At 58.3% G+C, this 16,757-nt stretch carries 14 protein-coding genes; 5 read left to right on the top strand and 9 right to left on the bottom strand.

From position 1 onward, the window contains the following. The first annotated feature begins 2 nt into the window (after positions 1–2). Together ACOTZB_RS00960 and ACOTZB_RS00955 are read left to right on the top strand one after the other, a co-directional pair. On the top strand, positions 3–2,984 hold the full coding sequence (locus ACOTZB_RS00960) for a virulence factor SrfB (RefSeq protein ID WP_421626251.1): 2,982 nt from the start codon (positions 3–5) through the stop codon (positions 2,982–2,984). Continuing rightward, positions 2,981–5,158 carry a virulence factor SrfC family protein gene (locus ACOTZB_RS00955; RefSeq protein ID WP_421626250.1) on the top strand — a complete coding sequence of 726 codons (2,178 nt, stop codon included), beginning with the start codon at positions 2,981–2,983 and terminating at the stop codon, positions 5,156–5,158. Before ACOTZB_RS00960 ends, ACOTZB_RS00955 begins: the two co-directional genes overlap by 4 nt. Before the next feature lie 30 nt (positions 5,159–5,188). On the opposite strand, the gene ACOTZB_RS00950 is transcribed toward ACOTZB_RS00955, so the two are convergent. The 9 genes from ACOTZB_RS00950 to ACOTZB_RS00910 all read right to left on the bottom strand — a co-directional run bounded on the left by ACOTZB_RS00950 (position 5,189) and on the right by ACOTZB_RS00910 (position 13,707). After that, positions 5,189–5,944 carry an alpha/beta fold hydrolase gene (locus tag ACOTZB_RS00950; RefSeq protein WP_421626249.1) on the bottom strand — a complete coding sequence of 252 codons (756 nt, stop codon included), beginning with the start codon at positions 5,942–5,944 and terminating at the stop codon, positions 5,189–5,191. Between the two features lie 86 nt (positions 5,945–6,030). Then, positions 6,031–6,204, bottom strand: a complete 174-nt coding sequence (locus ACOTZB_RS00945) for a GhoT/OrtT family toxin (protein ID WP_013096478.1) — start codon at positions 6,202–6,204, stop codon at positions 6,031–6,033. Positions 6,205–6,387: 183 nt separating this feature from the next. Beyond that, positions 6,388–7,812 (bottom strand): aminobutyraldehyde dehydrogenase, encoded by a 1,425-nt coding sequence (patD, locus tag ACOTZB_RS00940; protein WP_348940846.1) that lies wholly within the window; start codon positions 7,810–7,812, stop codon positions 6,388–6,390. A gap of 24 nt (positions 7,813–7,836) precedes the next feature. Continuing rightward, the gene (locus ACOTZB_RS00935) at positions 7,837–8,643 is read right to left on the bottom strand and encodes an ABC transporter permease (protein ID WP_421626248.1); all 807 of its coding nucleotides are present in this window, start codon (positions 8,641–8,643) and stop codon (positions 7,837–7,839) included. Beyond that, the gene (locus tag ACOTZB_RS00930; protein ID WP_023311994.1) at positions 8,633–9,577 is read right to left on the bottom strand and encodes an ABC transporter permease; all 945 of its coding nucleotides are present in this window, start codon (positions 9,575–9,577) and stop codon (positions 8,633–8,635) included. The genes ACOTZB_RS00935 and ACOTZB_RS00930 overlap by 11 nt, the downstream gene beginning before the upstream one ends. 1 nt (position 9,578) lies before the next feature. Beyond that, positions 9,579–10,592, bottom strand: a complete 1,014-nt coding sequence (locus ACOTZB_RS00925; protein WP_064672621.1) for an ABC transporter ATP-binding protein — start codon at positions 10,590–10,592, stop codon at positions 9,579–9,581. A gap of 17 nt (positions 10,593–10,609) precedes the next feature. Continuing rightward, positions 10,610–11,755, bottom strand: a complete 1,146-nt coding sequence (gene ydcS / locus ACOTZB_RS00920; RefSeq protein WP_421626247.1) for a putative ABC transporter substrate-binding protein YdcS — start codon at positions 11,753–11,755, stop codon at positions 10,610–10,612. A gap of 271 nt (positions 11,756–12,026) precedes the next feature. Next, entirely contained in the window at positions 12,027–13,436 is a 1,410-nt protein-coding gene (locus ACOTZB_RS00915; protein ID WP_421626246.1) for a PLP-dependent aminotransferase family protein, read from the bottom strand. An 82-nt stretch (positions 13,437–13,518) separates the two neighbouring features. After that, complete coding sequence (locus tag ACOTZB_RS00910) at positions 13,519–13,707, bottom strand: hypothetical protein (protein ID WP_023335881.1); 189 nt, start codon at positions 13,705–13,707, stop codon at positions 13,519–13,521. A 391-nt stretch (positions 13,708–14,098) separates the two neighbouring features. Between ACOTZB_RS00910 and ACOTZB_RS00905 the strand changes: the two genes are divergently transcribed. The 3 genes from ACOTZB_RS00905 to ACOTZB_RS00895 are packed head-to-tail and all read left to right on the top strand — an operon-like array spanning position 14,099 to position 16,637. After that, complete coding sequence (locus ACOTZB_RS00905; RefSeq protein WP_421626245.1) at positions 14,099–15,499, top strand: cytochrome ubiquinol oxidase subunit I; 1,401 nt, start codon at positions 14,099–14,101, stop codon at positions 15,497–15,499. Beyond that, positions 15,499–16,509: a cytochrome d ubiquinol oxidase subunit II gene (gene cydB, locus ACOTZB_RS00900; protein WP_048029815.1), complete on the top strand. Its 1,011-nt coding sequence runs from the start codon at positions 15,499–15,501 to the stop codon at positions 16,507–16,509. Before ACOTZB_RS00905 ends, cydB begins: the two co-directional genes overlap by 1 nt. Continuing rightward, complete coding sequence (locus ACOTZB_RS00895; RefSeq protein WP_008501283.1) at positions 16,509–16,637, top strand: DUF2474 domain-containing protein; 129 nt, start codon at positions 16,509–16,511, stop codon at positions 16,635–16,637. The genes cydB and ACOTZB_RS00895 overlap by 1 nt, the downstream gene beginning before the upstream one ends. Positions 16,638–16,757 lie beyond the last annotated feature (120 nt).

Genomic DNA, 16,757 nt, shown 5'->3' with positions numbered 1-16,757 from the left:
TTATGCTGGTAAATCTTTGCGACTATAAACAAAGCGTCACGCTTATTGCCAACAGCGGCGTGCAGTTCCTTGATTTCGGTCTGACACCGCAGGACACCGCCAGCAACGGGCGCTTCGTACGTAAAACCGCGAACGGTCCGCTTTTGCGGCTCGATTTCGACCTGGTTAACGGGCGCTATACCGTGCCGGGCACGAACGGCGGGCAGCCTGAAGTGGTCAAACCGGAAACCACCATCCCGCTGCATCAGTCCCTGGCGGTGCTGGACGGCGTCTGGCTCCCGGTTCCGTTTCTGCGCTTCAACCCACCGCGAACCTTTGTTGAGGGGCCGGATAACTGGGCCCGCGTTCAGGTGCGCAGGCTGGATACACCCGACACGGCGGGCAATACGCACCGCGTCACGCTCGCCCTTGACAGCCAGATTGCAGAACACGCCACGTCCGCCCTGTCCCCGGTTGAAAACGATATTCTCAACGGGACCCGATTCGCGCTGGCCTGGCGAGACAACGAAGTTGAAAGTTTCCTCGACCAGACCTGGATTGACGGCTGGCTGCGCGAGGCGTTTACCCAGTATGCCGACGGCGTTGAAAACCGTTCAGAACGCGATCTCCAGCAGGCGATGCGCGGGTTTGAATATCAGGCCCACTGGCTTAACCTGCTGACCATGCTCGGTGAACAGCTCACCGTGCCGGAAGTGAAATTTGTTACCCATACGCTCAGCACGCCAGCCATTCCGGTAGACCTGATCCTCGACGTGGGCAATACCCACACCTGCGGCGTCATTATTGAAGACCACGGCGACGCCAACGATGGGCTGCGCCAGACCGCCGAGCTGCAGGTCCGCTCGCTCAGCGAGCCGCAGTTCCTGAATGCGCCCCTGTTCACCAGCCGTCTCGAGTTTTCGGAAGCGCGCTTCGGCAAGCAGCACTTCTCGGTTGAAAGCGGTCGCGAAGATGCCTTTGTCTGGCCGTCGATTGTTCGCGTGGGCGATGAAGCCCGCAAGCTGGCGATGCAGCGTCTGGGAACAGAAGGCAACAGCGGCATCTCCAGCCCGCGTCGCTACCTGTGGGATGAAACGCCGGTCGTGCAGGACTGGCGCTTTAGCCAGATGAACAGCAAAACCCAGCGTGAGCCGCTTGCCACCGCGTTTCCGCTGATGAACCTGATGAACGATGACGGCGAGCCGCTCTTCACTCTGCCGCAGGACGAGCGGTTGCCGGTCTTCTCGCCGCAGTACAGCCGCAGTACGCTGATGACGCACATGCTGTGCGAGCTGCTGGCGCAGGCGCTGGGGCAGATCAACAGCGTCGCCACGCGCCTGCGTCTGGGCTTCCCGGCATCGCCGCGCCAGCTGCGCACCCTGATCCTGACCCTGCCCTCGGCCATGCCAAAGCAGGAGCGCGAAATTTTCCGTCGCCGCATGTTTGAAGCCATCGCCATCGTGTGGAAAGCGATGGGATGGCACCCGCAGGATGAGGATTTTGTCACCCGCAAACAGCAGGATAAAAGCGTGGTGCCGGTTCCTGAAATCCAGATGGAGTGGGATGAAGCCAGCTGCGGTCAGCTGGTCTGGCTGTATAACGAAGCGATCTCCCGCTTTGGCGGTCAGACCGAAGCCTTCTTCGCCTCCCTGGCCCGCCCGGACCGTGAGCCTGAGCCGGGTAGCCAGCCGGGCCGCGCGCTGCGCGTCGCGTCCATCGACATCGGCGGCGGCACAACGGATATGGCGATCACCCATTATCAGCTGGATGACGGTTCTGGCAATAACGTCAAAATCACCCCGCAGCTGCTGTTCCGTGAAGGCTTCAAAGTCGCGGGCGACGATACGCTTCTGGACGTGATTCAGCGCTACGTGTTGCCCGCGCTGCAAACGCAGCTGCAGAAATCCGGTATCGCGGACGCCTCGCTGCTGATGGCGTCGCTGTTCGGCGATTCCGGGCGTATTGATACCCAGGCGGTACTCCGTCAGCAAACGGCGCTTCAGCTGTTTATGCCGATTGGCCATGCCATTCTTGCCGCGTGGGAATCAAGCGACGTTGACGATCCGCTGGCCGGTCTGCATGCCACCTTTGGCGATCTCCTGCCGCAGAAACCGACGCGCAACGTCATGAACTATCTGCAGCAGGCGATCGACCATGCCCTGCCTGCGGGTTCAGACGCGTTTGATCTGTTCGCGGTGCCGCTGCACGTGAATTTCCGCGAAATGCAGGATGCGATGCTGGCCGGGCAGTTTACGCTGGCCTCGCCGCTCCACGCGGTGTGCGAGGCGATATCCCATTACAGCTGCGATGTTCTGCTGATCACCGGACGCCCCGGCTGCCTGCCTGGCGTTCAGGCGCTGATTCGTCATCTGCAGCCGGTGCCGGTCAACCGCATCGTCTGGCTGGATAAATACCAGGTGCACGAGTGGTATCCGTTCAGCCAGCAGGGGCGCATTGGCAACCCGAAATCGACAGCCGCCGTGGGGGCAATGCTCTGCAGCCTGGCGCTCGACCTGCGTCTGCCGCGCTTCAACTTTAAAGCCGCGGACATTGGCGCGTATTCCACCGTGCGGTATCTCGGCGTGCTGGATAACACCGTTAATACCCTGCGCGAGGAAAACGTCTGGTATCAGGATATCGACCTCGATAAGCCAGGCGCGAAGCTCGACGCGCGTCTGCACTTCCCGCTGCGCGGTAACGTTACCCTCGGATTCCGCCAGCTGGCGAACGCGCGCTGGCCCGCCACGCCGCTCTACACGCTCAGCATCAACTCGGCTGAACTGGCGAAAGCCATTGCCGGTGACGGCGTGCTGAACGTGCGGCTGAAGCTCTGCGGCGGCAGCAAGCAGGAAGGCCCTGAGGCCTTCGAGCTGAGCGATGCCTGGCTGCAGGACGGCACGCCGGTTGCCCCTGACTCATTAACCTTCAAACTGAATACCCTGGCCGATCGCCGACACAGCGGCAGCCACTACTGGATCGACAGCGGGAGCGTATACCTGAAATGACAGCGACGACGACCACCACTCAGGCCTTAATCGGGTGGATTAATGAGACGCGCCTGAACGCCCCTGTGCTGGATAACGATGCTGACGCCCTGCTCGCTCGCATCAACGCGGCGCAGGCGCGGGAACAGGCCATTGAACGCGCCATGACCCGCCCGAGCAGCATTGGGCTTTACGGCCATTCCCAGAGCGCGAAAGCCCATCTGCTGTTGTCCCTGTGCGGCAGCGGTAATGGACGCCTGAACGTAACGCCGGGCCAGCGCACCTTTGACTATTTTTCGCACATCAATCCGGGACATGCCCTGACCAACATGGCCGTCCGCTTCACGCCGGAAAGCCCGGAGGTGGCGGATGAGGCGTTCCCGCTGCGTCTTAGCCTGGTCACCGAGGCCGAGCTGGTACAGCTGTTTATTGCCCGCACAACGCTGCATTCGCAGATGCGCGCGGTGGATAAGGCGGTCATTGAGACACGTCTGGACAAATGGCGCGGGCTGCGCCAGCCGCAGGGCGTGCCCGGCATCACGGCTCAGGAAGTGGGGGCGATAGCCCGCTTCTGGCAAAGCACCGTACCCGCCGCGAAACAGCAAATTGATGATGCCCTGTGGCATGAGTTCGCCCGGCTGGTGCCTTCACTCGATCTCAGCACGCGGGCCAGCGTCTGGTCGCTGCTCTGGGGCGAGCAGCAGGAGTTGACCCAGCAGTGGTTAAAACTGGCCCATGTGCTGCACCAGACCAGCCATGCCGGGGAGCTTGCTGCCCCGCTTAGCCTGCTGGTGGACAGCTTTGGCCTGCCGGGTGAGGGTTTCCTGACGCACGACGGCACGTTAGATCTCCAGGACGCGCAGGAGACGCTGCTTCATCCGTTAAATAGCGGTGAAATGCTAAACGCCATCAGCATCCCCGTCGACGTGCTGGCCTTCCTGACCCGCGAGCTGGTGCTGCCGGTTGAGAACGGCGCGCTGGATAACGTCGATATTATTGATATTCCGGTCTTTGAAGATAACCGTGCCGACCCGCTACGCCAGGCGAAGTCCCAGTGGCTGCTCGAGCATTACCGTCAACAGCTTCAGCCGGATGTGCTGGTGATTTGCAATGCGACGGCGCAGCACGAGCAGACGGCCAAAAAAGCAAAAGTGTTAATGAACTGGGTCAAGGAGACGCAGCCTGCTGAAGAATCTGCCCTGCCGGGGCTGGTATGGGCGATTACCCCTCACGACGCCCGCTTTACCACCCGGCAGAATCTCGATGAAGCCGTACAGCATCTGCTCGGAAAGCCGGGTTTACGCTGGGGCACGCTGCAGGCGCTGGACAGCCACAGCATGCAGCGCGTCATCGAATGGCTGTCTCAGGCCACGCTGCCCGCGCAGCGACAGAAGCGTCTCGGCACGCTGAAAGACTTGCTGCGACAGGAGCTCTCATCGCTGATGCAAAGCTATCTGGCGCCGCTGGTAGAAGAGCCGGGGACAAGACGCGCTCAAGCCGAAAGCATGGTGCGCACGCTGCAAAGCAGCGCCGCCCGCCACGGCGAACTGCTTGAAGGCCTGTTGCCGCCGCTGAAAGCCTTTGAAACGCTGCTCGCCGTTCAGCAGCCGCGCGAGGAGCAGGTGAACGGACTGTTTACGGACACGATTGACCTGTTTGCCGAGAATACGCAGGAAAGCACCGGCCTGTTCCAGACAAAAGACAAAGCGCGTCTGGCGCACAGAGTCTGGATAAATCACCTGCGTCAGTGGAGCCGCAACGAGGCAACGGCCGCGCGTCTTGGGCTGGAGCCTGCGGTATTACAGCAAATCGCGGATGTGCTGGTGGTCACCAGCTACCGGCTTAATCTGCCTCAACAGCTTCAGCGCATTGTCGAAGCGGATAAAAGCAGCGCTGCACAGCTGCATGCCGTGATGGGCAATTTCATTGGCTGGCTGGGTTACGACCAGACGCCCGTGGCTACACGTCCGGCAAGCCGTATCCGCAAGGGGCAGGCCATCTTCGTCACGCCGGTGGTCAGCAGCGCGGAGCCCCGCCTGACGCGCCTGGGGGAACAGCCCGTGCATGCGGCCACCGCGTACGTTTACGACTGGCTGGTTGCACTCTATAGCCGCGCGATAGAGAATATTGATTACCAGCATCCGCATGATGTTCAGCCGGGCGCCAGGAAGGCTCTGCAGTCTTTATTACGCTGATACTTTGGCCTGCAGCAGTGCGGGCCATCCTCACTCCGCCATACTTTCGGCTAACGTCTTTCCCAGCGCAGACGGGTTTTCCCACGACATCGAATGCCCCGCCGCTGGGATAATTTTTACCACAACGCCCTTTTGCTTCAGATTGTCCACATCGTCATCCGGCAGAGACAGCTCCCCGAAAATCAACGTTACCGGACAAGGGAGTGACAAGAACTGCGCTTCCCAGTCCGGCTCAACGCCCGCCACCAGGCTCGATGCGCCCCGCCAGACGGCATACGGCGCATTGCTCTTCAGACACCCTGCCCACGCCGTTTTTTCCGCGCTGAGCATGGCGTCATAGCCCTGCGTCAGAAACTGCTGCTCGGTTTGCGCCGCAATAGACCGGCTGAACATGCCCCCGCCCGCGTGAAAATTAGGCTCCGACACCATCAGGCCCTTCACGCGCGACGCCAGCAGCTCTGCCGTTTCGATAGCAATGCTGCCGCCCATGCTGTGGCCGTATAACCAGAAGGAATCCAGCTCAAGATGGTCAATCAGTTCCGCCACAACGTGCGCCTGGTCGGTGGTTTTATAGCTGTAGTGTTCAGGCTTTTCGCTGTAGCCGCTGCCGGGCAAATCGATGAGGATCGCTCTGCGCGCGCCAAACAGCGGGTCGTGAACGACGCGGGGATATTCATAGGAAGAGGCACAGCCCAGCCCGTGAATAAACACCACGGGATCGCCGGTGCCGGGCAAATCGTGCCAGCGCACGGTGCAGCCGGCCTGCTGCGAGTAAAAACTGTTCATAAGCACTCCTTTTACGATGCACTGTGTATTTATACAGTTACCGTATCTGGAATGCCATATTCATCTTTTAAAAATGGAAGCGTGCTTCAGAAAAGCGAGACCAGCAGCGCAACGGGAAAGCTCATTGGCCAGGTTGACCCCACCAGAAAAGCGCTGAGCAGGCGGATACGTTTGCGGTCTTTAGAGAGGAACCAGGTAATTAATGCGCAAATGGAAGCCATGATTGCGTAAAAAACCAACATCTTTTGATACAACGTCATTCTGTATACCAGAGCCGAAAAAATAACCGCACGCAATATGCGTCATATGTTGATACAGATCAAGTTTTTTCGTTACAGAATAACCACTTAAAAATAATGGATAATAACAATTGAGTATCTTGCGTAACACTCATGGCGGGCGCGGGAAACGCCTGGCCGCGCATGCGACCAGGCATGGCGGGCTTAGTGTTTGATCATGACATGCCGCACGACCGTATAATCCTCAAGCCCGTAGACCGACATATCTTTGCCGTAGCCGGATAATTTCATGCCGCCGTGCGGCATTTCGCTCACCAACATAAAATGGGTATTCACCCAGGTGCAGCCGTACTGCAGCCGCGCACTCAGGCGATGGGCGCGGCCCACGTCTTTGGTCCAGACCGATGACGCCAGACCATACTGCGAATCGTTCGCCCAGGCCAGCACCTGCGCTTCGTCGTCAAACTCGGTAACGCTCACCACCGGGCCAAACACCTCGCGCTGCACAATGGCATCGTCCTGTTTTGCCCCCGCCAGCAGGGTTGGCTGGAAGTAGTAGCCTGCCCCCTCTTTTTTGCTCCCGCCGGTGACAACGCGGATATGACCGAGCGTTTTCGCCTCATCGACCGCCTGACAAACGCGTGAAAGATGGGCGGCGGAGCTGAGCGGCCCCAGTTCGGTAGAGGCATCCTCCGGCGCACCCATTTTGAGGCTGGCGACCGCTGCGCCGAGCTTTTCCACCAGCGCGGCATAAATGCCCTTCTGGGCATAAATCCGGCAGGCCGCCGTACAGTCCTGCCCGGCGTTGTAGAAACCAAACGTCCGCACCCCTTCGACAACCGCATCCAGGTCAGCATCATCAAAGACGATAACCGGCGCTTTACCGCCCAGCTCCATGTGGGTGCGTTTAATGGAGGACGCGGTGTGGCCGATGATATGTTCCCCGGTAGCAATCGAACCGGTCAGCGAGACCATACGGACTTTTTCATGCCCGGTCAGCGGATCGCCGACCGTTTTCCCCCGGCCAAACAGGACGTTCAGAACGCCTGCCGGTAAGATATCTTTTGCCAGCTCTCCCAGCTTCAGCGCGGTCAGGGGCGTGATCTCTGAGGGCTTAATCACCACGCAGTTCCCTGCCGCCAGCGCGGGGGCCAGCTTCCAGGCCGCCATCATCAGCGGATAGTTCCAAGGGGCAATAGAGGCAACCACGCCTACCGGATCGCGGCGGATCATCGACGTGTGGCCGTCAAGGTACTCCCCGGCGGCCAGCCCGTTCAGACAGCGGGCGGCCCCGGCAAAGAAACGGAAAACGTCGACCACCGCCGGAATTTCATCACCCAGAGCACAGTGCAGCGGCTTCCCGCAGTTGAGAGATTCGAGCCGGGCAAACTCCTCCCCATGCGCTTCAATCGCATCCGCGAGCTTCAGCAGGCATTCGGCGCGCGTCTTCGGCGTGGTTTGTCCCCACTCCGCAAAAGCACGGTCGGCCGCCTGAACCGCCGCGTCGACCTGAGCCGCTGACGCCTCGGCAATCTCCAGCAGGAGTTCTCCAGTGGCCGGGTTATAGACCGGCTGTTTTTCTCCCTCTCCGGTTACCAGTTTTCCCTCTATCAGCAGTTGTGTTTGCATAGCATTTTCCTGTTGAATTCACTGTTATTTCCCGCTGCCGGCGATGTTCTCGCCGTCGCGGGTTAGCCACCAGGCTCCCAGAATGGGGATAGTTGTCACCAGCATCACCAGCAGTGCTACGACGTTGGTGACCGGCACGTCGCGCGGACGACCGAGCTGATTGAGCAACCACAGCGGTAACGTGCGCTCGTGTCCCGCCGTAAACGTTGTGACGATTATCTCGTCAAACGACAGGGCAAACGCCAGCATTCCCCCGGCCAGCAGCGCGGAACCCAAATTGGGCAGCATCACATAGCGGAAGGTTTGCCATCCGTCGGCCCCGAGATCCATCGACGCTTCCACCAGGCTCCAGGAGGTGCGTCTGAACCGGGCAATCACGTTGTTAAACACCACCACCACGCAAAAGGTGGCGTGTCCAACCACGATGGTGAAAAACCCCGGCTCCAGATCGATCGTTTTGAAGGCCGTGAGCAGCGCCAGACCGGTGATGATCCCCGGCAATGCAATCGGCAACAGCAGCAGCAGCGAGATCGCATTCTTGCCAAAAAACTCGCTTCGCCACAGCGCCGCTGCAGCAAGCGTGCCAAGCACGAGGGCAATCGCGGTGGAGAGCGCGGCAATCTGAAGTGACAACGTCACGGATTCAATAATATCGCCGCGCCCCGCCGCCACGCTAAACCACTTAAGCGTCAGCCCCTGCGGCGGAAAGCTGAAGGCCGCGTCTTCGGTGTTAAAGGCATAGGTCGCGATAATCAGCAGCGGGAAGTGCAGGAAGATGACGCCTCCCCAGGCTGCCACTTTCAGGAACAGCGGTGCGCGTTCAGAGTGCATCGAATGCTCCCAGACGTTTCACGAACGCCAGATAAAGAGAAATCAGCACGATAGGCACCAGCGTGAACGCGGCGGCCATGGGCATATTGCCAATGGCACCCTGCTGCGAGTAGACCATATTACCGATGAAGTAGCCCGGCGGCCCCACCAGCTGCGGAACGATGAAATCCCCCAGCGTCAGGGAAAAGGTGAATATTGAGCCCGCGGCAATACCAGGGATCGCCAGCGGCAGAACGACGTAGCGAAAGGTCTGGCGCGGACGCGCGCCGAGGTCGGCTGAGGCCTGCAGTAGCGAGGCAGGCAGGCGTTCCAGCGCCGCCTGGACCGGCAGGATCATAAACGGCAGCCAGATATAGACGAAGACCAGAAACCGCCCCAGCCCGGAGGTGGACAAGGTGTTGCCGCCAATCGCCGGGAGCGTAAGGAGTGAGGTCAGGATCGGCTCCAGCCCCATATGGTTGAGAAACCACTGCGCCACCCCATCCTTCGCCAGCAGCAGCGTCCAGGCGTAGGCTTTGACGATGTAGCTCGCCCACATTGGCAGCATCACAGCGATATAGAAAAACGCTTTCCACTTGCCGCGGGTGTATCGCGCCATGTACCAGGCCATCGGGAAGGCCAGGATGGCGCTGGCAATTGTCACCGCAATCGCCATGGTTAACGTGCGCAGTATGATGTCGTAGTTTGCCGGGTTGAAAAGCGCCTGAATGTTCGCCAGGGTCAGATCCGGCGTGACGGCCATGGTGAAATCGTCAAAGGTGTAAAAACCTTGCCACAGCAGGGTCAGAAGCGACCCTAAATAGACGATGCCAAACCACATGAGCGGCGCGAGCAGAAGCAGGAACAGGCCGAGCGACGGTTTACGCCAGAACAGCGCCGTCATGCGGCTTAAGCGCCCGTGCGAGGCGGGAGGATGCGCGACACTCATAGACATTTCACCTCTCCTCGTGCAGGCGAATCATCGCCTCGCGTGACCACGACGCCATCACCGCCTGCCCCGGCGCAATGCCGCTCAGCGACGAGGTTTCACTGAGATTGGCCTGGCTCACCAGCAGTTTGGCACCATCTGCGAGCTTCAGCTCCAGCCGCGTGGCCGCTCCCTGATACTGAACGGCCTGCACGATGCCCTGAACCTGAACGTCTCCGCCCTCATTTAGGCGAATATGTTCCGGGCGCAGGGAATAGCTGCCTTCCATGCCGCATATTTTCTGCGCAAGGCCCGCATCAAAGACGTTGGACGTGCCGACAAAACCGGCGACAAACGGCGTGCGCGGACGCATGTAGAGATCGCGCGGGGTATCTACCTGCTCGATGCGCCCGTTATTGAACACCGCCACCCGGTCTGACATGGAAAGGGCCTCGCCCTGATCGTGGGTGACAAAAATAAAGGTGATGCCGAGTTCCTGCTGAAGCTTCTTCAGCTCGAACTGCATCTGTTCACGCAGTTTGAGATCGAGCGCACCTAAGGGTTCATCCAGCAGCAGGACGCGCGGCTCATTGACCAGCGCCCGGGCGATGGCGACACGCTGCCGCTGGCCGCCGGAAAGTTGTGAAGGTTTGCGGGCAACGGCAAAGCTCAGACCCACTTTTTCCAGGGCATCACGAGCCTGCGCATGGCGTTTTTTCTTGTCGATGCCTTTGACCATCAGCCCGTAGGCAACATTGTCGAGGATCGACATATGCGGGAACAGCGCGTAGTCCTGAAAGACGGTGTTCACATCCCGCTCCCAGGGAGGCAGTTCGCTCGCCTCTTTGCCGAAGATAGAAATCGTGCCGCCTGACAGCTGTTCAAAACCCGCTATCAGACGCAGGCAGGTAGTTTTGCCGGAGCCCGAAGGCCCCAGCATGGAGAAAAATTCTCCGTCACGAATAGCAATGGTGACCCCATCCACCGCCCGTACGTCGCCGTACAGACGGGAAACGTTGTTAAACTCTACCGCGTACGTCATGTTCTGCTCCCGGGAAATTAACGACCGCCCATGATGGCGATGTAATCCTGCGTCCAGCGGCTGTAAGGCACAAATTTGCCGCCTTCGGCGATGGGGGTTTTCCAGAACATGATTTTGTCGAACTCGTTATAACCGTTTGTTTCGCAGCCTTTATCACCCAGCAGCGTGCTGGCCTTACACCCTTCTGCAACCACGGGCAGGGAGCCAAACCAGGCCGCCAGATCGCCCTGCACTTTCGGCGTCAGCGACCAGTTCATCCATTTGTAGGCGCACATCGGGTGTTTTGCCTGCGCGTGCAGCATGGTGGTGTCCGCCCAGCCGGTCACCCCCTCTTTCGGGAAGACGGTGGCAACGGGATGGTTCTCAGCCTTCAGCGCATTCGCCTGATACGGCCAGGCGCTGGAGGCCACGACGCCTTCATTTTTGAAGTCGCTCATCTGAACGGTGGTGTCATGCCAGTAGCGGTGGATCAGCGCGTGCTGGTCGCGAAGCACCTTGAGCACGGCGGCATACTGTTTTTCGGTGAGCTGATACGGGTCTTTGATACCCAGCTGCGGCTGCGTGGCTTTGACGAACAGCGCGGCATCGGCGATGTAAATCGGGCCGTCATACGCCTGCACGCGTCCCTGGTTGGTTTTACCGTCCGGCAGATCCTGTTTGGTAAAGACAACGCTCCAGCTGTCAGGCGGCGTCGGGAAGGTTTTGGTGTTGTACATCAGCAGGTTTGGCCCCCACTGATACGGCGTGCCGTAGACTTTCCCGCCGACGTTAAACCATTCCCCTTTCACAATCCGTCCGTCGAGGGTTTTCCAGTTGGGGATAAGATCGGGGTTAATGGGCTGGACGCGTTTGCCCATGATCAGGCGCAGGGAGGCGTCACCCGAGGCGGTGACCAGGTCATAGCCCCCTTTCGCCATCAGGCTGACCATTTCATCCGACGTGGCCGCCGTCTTGACGTTGACCGCACACCCGGTCTCTTTTTCAAACTGGGTGACCCAGTCATAATTTTTATCCGTCTGTCCGCGTTCGATGTATCCCGGCCAGGCGATAATATCCAGCCGACCTTCCCCGTCGCCGATGGCCTTTGGTGGTTCTGCGGCTTGCGCTGTCATGATAGTCATGCCGAGCGCGCACAGGCTGCTGCGTGCAAAATGTTTGCTCATAAGAGTTACTCCTGTCGCAATGAAATTTAGCGGCAGCCGTGCCGTAAAAATATCTCCCTTATTAAACGTAGACCGCGCAAATGCGCCGCACCGTACGGCTTCAGGAAATTTCATCAAGGTGTGACAGAGGGCGCATTCCCCGTTAACTGGATTATAGACAAGGAGTTAGCCGCGAAAGACGGTATGCAGATTTCCTATGACAGGGCACCGCGAAATATTCGCAGCGCCGTCATCAGGATAAGAATTGATTATTTAATTAACGGAGAAAAGTTTATTCCAGCATCGTGCTAATTAATTTTCCTAACTGAATGACCGCCTGCTCTTCTCGCTCTCCCCAGGCCCAGGAGGTATTAAACCGGAAGAACGGTGTCCACGCGTCGGAGGTGGAAAACATCTTTCCGGGGGCAATGCTGATGTGGTGCGTTAAGGCTTTTTCGCTGAGCAGCCCCGCATCCAGCTGCGCCGGAAGCTCCAGCCATAAAAAGTAGCCGCTGTCGTTATGGTGGATTTTGACGCCGGCAGGCATATGGCGCAGAAGAGACTGCCAGGCCTGCTGCTTTCGCTCGGCGAGCGTACGCCGCAGGCGGCGCAGGTGGGCGTCGTAGCGTTTGGTCGCCAGGTAATCCACCAGCGCCAGCTGCACGGGCGAGCTGGTGGAGAGCGTGCTCATCAGCTGCAGCTGCTGAATGCGTCGCGCGTGTTTTCCTGCCGCAACCCAGCCGATGCGAAAACCGGCCACCAGGCATTTTGAAAAGGACGAGCAGTGCAGCGTCATATCCTGACGATCCCAGGCTTTCGCCGGGAGCGGCTTTTCGCGGCCAAAATAGAGCTCGCTGTAGACATCGTCTTCAATCAGGGGGACGTTGTGCTGCGTTAACAGCGCGACAAGCTGCGCTTTTTTCGCCGCGCTCAGCGTAAAGCCAAGCGGGTTCTGACTGTTGGTCATGATCCAGCAGGCTTTAACCGGGTACTCCTTCAGCGCCTGTTCAAGGGCATTCAGGTCAATCCCCTCGCGGACGTCCGTCGCAATCGACAACGCTTTGAGCTTCAGGCGTTCCAGCGCCTGCAGCGCGCCGTAGAAACACGGGTTTTCGACGATCACCCAGTCGCCCGGCTCGGTCACCGCCTGCAGGCTGAGATTGAGCGCTTCAAGCGCGCCAGCGGTGATCATAATCTCTTCCGGGGAGATGTTCATTCCCTGCTGCGCATAGCGACGGGCAATGGCATGGCGGAGATCGACGTTACCCGGCGGCAGGTTTTCAATCACGCTCATCGCCGTCGCGGTTTTGCTGACGTTCGCCAGCGAGCGGTTGAGCTGCTGCAGCGGGAAAAGTCGGGGATCGGGAAACGCGGAGGCAAAAGGAACAACGGACGGGTCGCGGCTGGCCTGTAAGACGTCGAAGATGTAGGTATTAATATCCACCACTTCGTCACGCATCACCTGGGCAGGTGGAGCAGGCTGATGTGCGGTCGGGCGCGAGGCAACGTAATAGCCCGACTGCGGTCTGGCGACAATACGCCCCTGACTTTCCAGCATCTGATACGCGTGGCCAACGGTCATAAAACTCATGCCGCTGCTCGCCACCTGCTCTCGCAGCGAAGGCAGCTTATCGCCCGGCAGCCATACGCCAAGCTCAATCTGCGAGATAATTTGTTGCGCCAGACGCTGGTATTTTTTCATCAAATTCTCCTTGTGACCGACAGTGTATATCAGCAGGAGAAAAAGAGAAGATTTAGCTAACTGTTATGGTTCGGGAAACGAATTACTTACGGTACTCGGTAACGTGGCTTTGCGCCTGACGCGCGGCGGCCAGGTGATCGAGCGTAATCATCGACGATTTGCAAAAGATGCATTTCGCGCCGAGTGGGTTTTTCTCAGACATATCAAAGACTGAGGTACGGTACTGCGAGCCATGACAGCATGGGCAGCGGAAATGAATATAAGAAGTCATAGGATTCTCCTGTGAACGTAAAAACGTAAATTACTAATGGGCCGATTGGGCAATAATGGTTTTAAACAAAACGAATCGGAAAGTAGATAAAGACCCAAGAGAGGCTGCGGAGAGGCACAACGTGATGAGAACTGCTTTATAAAACTACGTCAGATATTTATTTGGACTCAAAACCAGAAAGCCATTAACGCACGGCGCAGACGACAAGGCAAGCAGTTTTATGCGTAAAATTCATAAAAATACGGTTTTTATTCCTCACTCGAGGTATATCAGATGGCTAAAGCATGAGTTTTAAGCCAACTGTTATGGTTAAAAATCACTTTTCTGCGTCTGATAGTCCGAACTTTGCCCCTATACCATAACAGCACACCGTTTGACATTGAGGCTGTGCATGTTTGGTTTAGATGCTTTTCACCTTGCACGGATACAGTTTGCCTTTACCGTATCCTTTCACATTATTTTCCCGGCGATCACCATCGGCCTGGCAAGCTATCTTGCCGTGCTCGAAGGGCTGTGGCTGAAAACAAAAAATCCGGTCTGGCGCTCGCTGTACCATTTCTGGTCGAAGATTTTTGCCGTCAACTTTGGCATGGGCGTGGTCTCCGGGCTGGTGATGGCCTACCAGTTTGGCACCAACTGGAGCGGCTTTTCACAGTTTGCGGGCAGCATTACCGGCCCGCTGCTGACCTATGAAGTGCTGACCGCCTTCTTCCTCGAGGCCGGGTTCCTCGGCGTGATGCTGTTCGGCTGGAACAAAGTTGGGCCGGGTCTGCACTTCTTCGCCACCTGCATGGTGGCGTTGGGCACCATTATCTCCACCTTCTGGATCCTCTCGTCGAACAGCTGGATGCAGACCCCGCAGGGCTATGAGATCGTCAACGGCCAGGTGGTACCGGTGGACTGGTTCGCCGTGGTGTTTAACCCCTCCTTCCCTTACCGCCTGCTGCATATGTCGATAGCCGCATTCCTGAGCAGCGCCCTGTTTGTGGGCGCATCCGCGGCATGGCACCTGCTGCGCGGGAATAATACTCCTGCCATCCGGGCGATGTTTTCTATGGCGCTGTGGATGACGCTGATAGTCGCCCCCATTCAGGCCATGGTTGGCGATATGCACGGGTTAAACACCTTAAAGCATCAGCCCGCCAAGATTGCCGCCATTGAAGGCCACTGGGAAAACCCGCCGGGTGAGCCTACCCCGCTACTGCTGTTTGGCTGGCCGGATATGGAACAGGAGCGCACCCGATTTGGGCTGGAGATCCCGGCGCTGGGGAGTCTTATCCTGACGCACAGTCTGGATAAACAGGTTCCGGCACTCAAAGAGTTTCCGAAGGAAAATCGCCCGAATTCCACCATCGTCTTCTGGTCGTTCCGCATCATGGCGGGCCTGGGCATGCTGATGCTGCTGCTCGGGGTGACGGCACTCTGGCTGCGCTACAAAAAACGCGTTTATTCGTCGCGCCCTTTCCTGTGGTTTGCGCTGCTGATGGGGCCATCCGGGCTGATTGCCATCCTGGCCGGGTGGATCACCACCGAAGTAGGCCGCCAGCCGTGGGTGGTCTACGGACTCCAGCGAACGAAGGATGCGGTGTCTGCCCACGGTGACCTGCATATGAGCGTGAGCCTGCTGGCCTTCTTCGTCGTCTATACCTCGGTATTCGGCGTGGGTTACAGCTATATGGTACGCCTCATCCGAAAAGGCCCGCAGCCGCATGAAACTTTCGCTACCGAGTCCGACGGACGTCCGGCGCGCCCGCTTTCTGCCGTCACAACTGAACATAAGGAGCAGCCATAATGGGTATCGATCTTTCCATTATCTGGTTTGTGATCATCGTCTTCGCCACGCTGATGTATATCGTGATGGACGGTTTTGATCTGGGGATTGGCATTCTGTTCCCTGCCACGCAGAACGCCGACGATCGCGACGTAATGGTCAACAGCGTCGCGCCGGTCTGGGACGGAAATGAAACCTGGCTGGTGCTTGGCGGTGCCGCTCTGTTCGGCGCATTTCCGCTGGCGTATGCAGTAATCGTTGATGCCCTGACCATTCCGCTAACATTAATGCTGATCGGACTTATTTTCCGCGGGGTGGCTTTTGAGTTTCGCTTTAAAGCCACGCCAGCCCACCGCCCTTTCTGGGATAAGGCGTTTATAGGCGGTTCCATTCTGGCAACGTTCACCCAGGGCGTGACGGTAGGCGCCGTCATTAACGGCTTTACCGTCACCGGCCGGGCCTATACCGGTGGCCCCTTTGACTGGTTTACCGCGTTTAATCTGTTTTGCGGCGCGGGGCTGGTGGTGGCCTATGCGCTGTTAGGCTCCACCTGGCTGGTGATGAAAAGCGAAAACGCGCTGCAGCAGCGGATGCGTGAGGTGTCGAAAACGCTGTTAATCGTGCTGCTGGCGTTTATTGCGGCGATCAGCCTTTGGACGCCGCTGGCGCAACCGGCCATCGCTGCGCGCTGGTTTACGCTGCCGAATCTGTTTTATCTGCTGCCGGTCCCTGCTCTGGTGGTGATTTTTAGCCTCTACCAGTGGCGCTGCCTGAATAATCCCGCCAGCCATAGCCGTCCGTTTATTCTGACGCTGGGGCTGATATTCCTCGGTTTTAGCGGGCTTGGGATCAGCATCTGGCCGCATATTATTCCACCGTCGATCACCCTGTGGCAGGCCGCCGCACCGACGCAAAGCCAGGGCTTTATGCTGGTGGGCGCGCTGTTGATCATTCCCGTTATTCTGGTCTACACCTTCTGGAGCTACTACGTGTTTCGCGGCAAAGTTCAGCATGGGGAGGGTTATCACTGATGCAACAACCTGTCTGGAAAAGATTACTGTGGCTGGCCATTATCTGGGGCGGCAGCGTACTGGCGCTGGCTGCTGTCAGTATGCTCTTCCGCATGCTGATGACGGCGGCAGGATTTAAATCGCATTAACGTCATTCCGGGCAACCGCTGCGTTGCCCGGTACTTCTCCCCGCACTTTCAGATAAACCCCATTAACGCACGGCAGAGTATCGTTACACTGGAAAAAGATTCACGGTACTTATAGTTTGA

Origin of the sequence: Enterobacter cloacae complex sp. SHL020 (assembly GCF_049236945.1) — a bacterium.
In the GTDB taxonomy this organism is placed as follows: domain Bacteria; phylum Pseudomonadota; class Gammaproteobacteria; order Enterobacterales; family Enterobacteriaceae; genus Enterobacter; species Enterobacter dykesii.
This window is presented reverse-complemented; position numbering and strand designations above follow the sequence as displayed.

Bases quoted from the DNA above. Each gene is read 5' to 3' on its own strand.
- ACOTZB_RS00960 (WP_421626251.1), top strand. From the start codon at position 3: ATGCTGGTAAATCTTTGCGACTATAAACAAAGCGTCACGCTTATTGCC.
- ACOTZB_RS00955 (WP_421626250.1), top strand. From the start codon at position 2,981: ATGACAGCGACGACGACCACCACTCAGGCCTTAATCGGGTGGATTAAT.
- ACOTZB_RS00950 (WP_421626249.1), bottom strand. From the start codon at position 5,944: ATGAACAGTTTTTACTCGCAGCAGGCCGGCTGCACCGTGCGCTGGCAC.
- ACOTZB_RS00945 (WP_013096478.1), bottom strand. From the start codon at position 6,204: ATGACGTTGTATCAAAAGATGTTGGTTTTTTACGCAATCATGGCTTCC.
- patD (WP_348940846.1), bottom strand. From the start codon at position 7,812: ATGCAAACACAACTGCTGATAGAGGGAAAACTGGTAACCGGAGAGGGA.
- ACOTZB_RS00935 (WP_421626248.1), bottom strand. From the start codon at position 8,643: ATGCACTCTGAACGCGCACCGCTGTTCCTGAAAGTGGCAGCCTGGGGA.
- ACOTZB_RS00930 (WP_023311994.1), bottom strand. From the start codon at position 9,577: ATGTCTATGAGTGTCGCGCATCCTCCCGCCTCGCACGGGCGCTTAAGC.
- ACOTZB_RS00925 (WP_064672621.1), bottom strand. From the start codon at position 10,592: ATGACGTACGCGGTAGAGTTTAACAACGTTTCCCGTCTGTACGGCGAC.
- ydcS (WP_421626247.1), bottom strand. From the start codon at position 11,755: ATGAGCAAACATTTTGCACGCAGCAGCCTGTGCGCGCTCGGCATGACT.
- ACOTZB_RS00915 (WP_421626246.1), bottom strand. From the start codon at position 13,436: ATGAAAAAATACCAGCGTCTGGCGCAACAAATTATCTCGCAGATTGAG.
- ACOTZB_RS00910 (WP_023335881.1), bottom strand. From the start codon at position 13,707: ATGACTTCTTATATTCATTTCCGCTGCCCATGCTGTCATGGCTCGCAG.
- ACOTZB_RS00905 (WP_421626245.1), top strand. From the start codon at position 14,099: ATGTTTGGTTTAGATGCTTTTCACCTTGCACGGATACAGTTTGCCTTT.
- cydB (WP_048029815.1), top strand. From the start codon at position 15,499: ATGGGTATCGATCTTTCCATTATCTGGTTTGTGATCATCGTCTTCGCC.
- ACOTZB_RS00895 (WP_008501283.1), top strand. From the start codon at position 16,509: ATGCAACAACCTGTCTGGAAAAGATTACTGTGGCTGGCCATTATCTGG.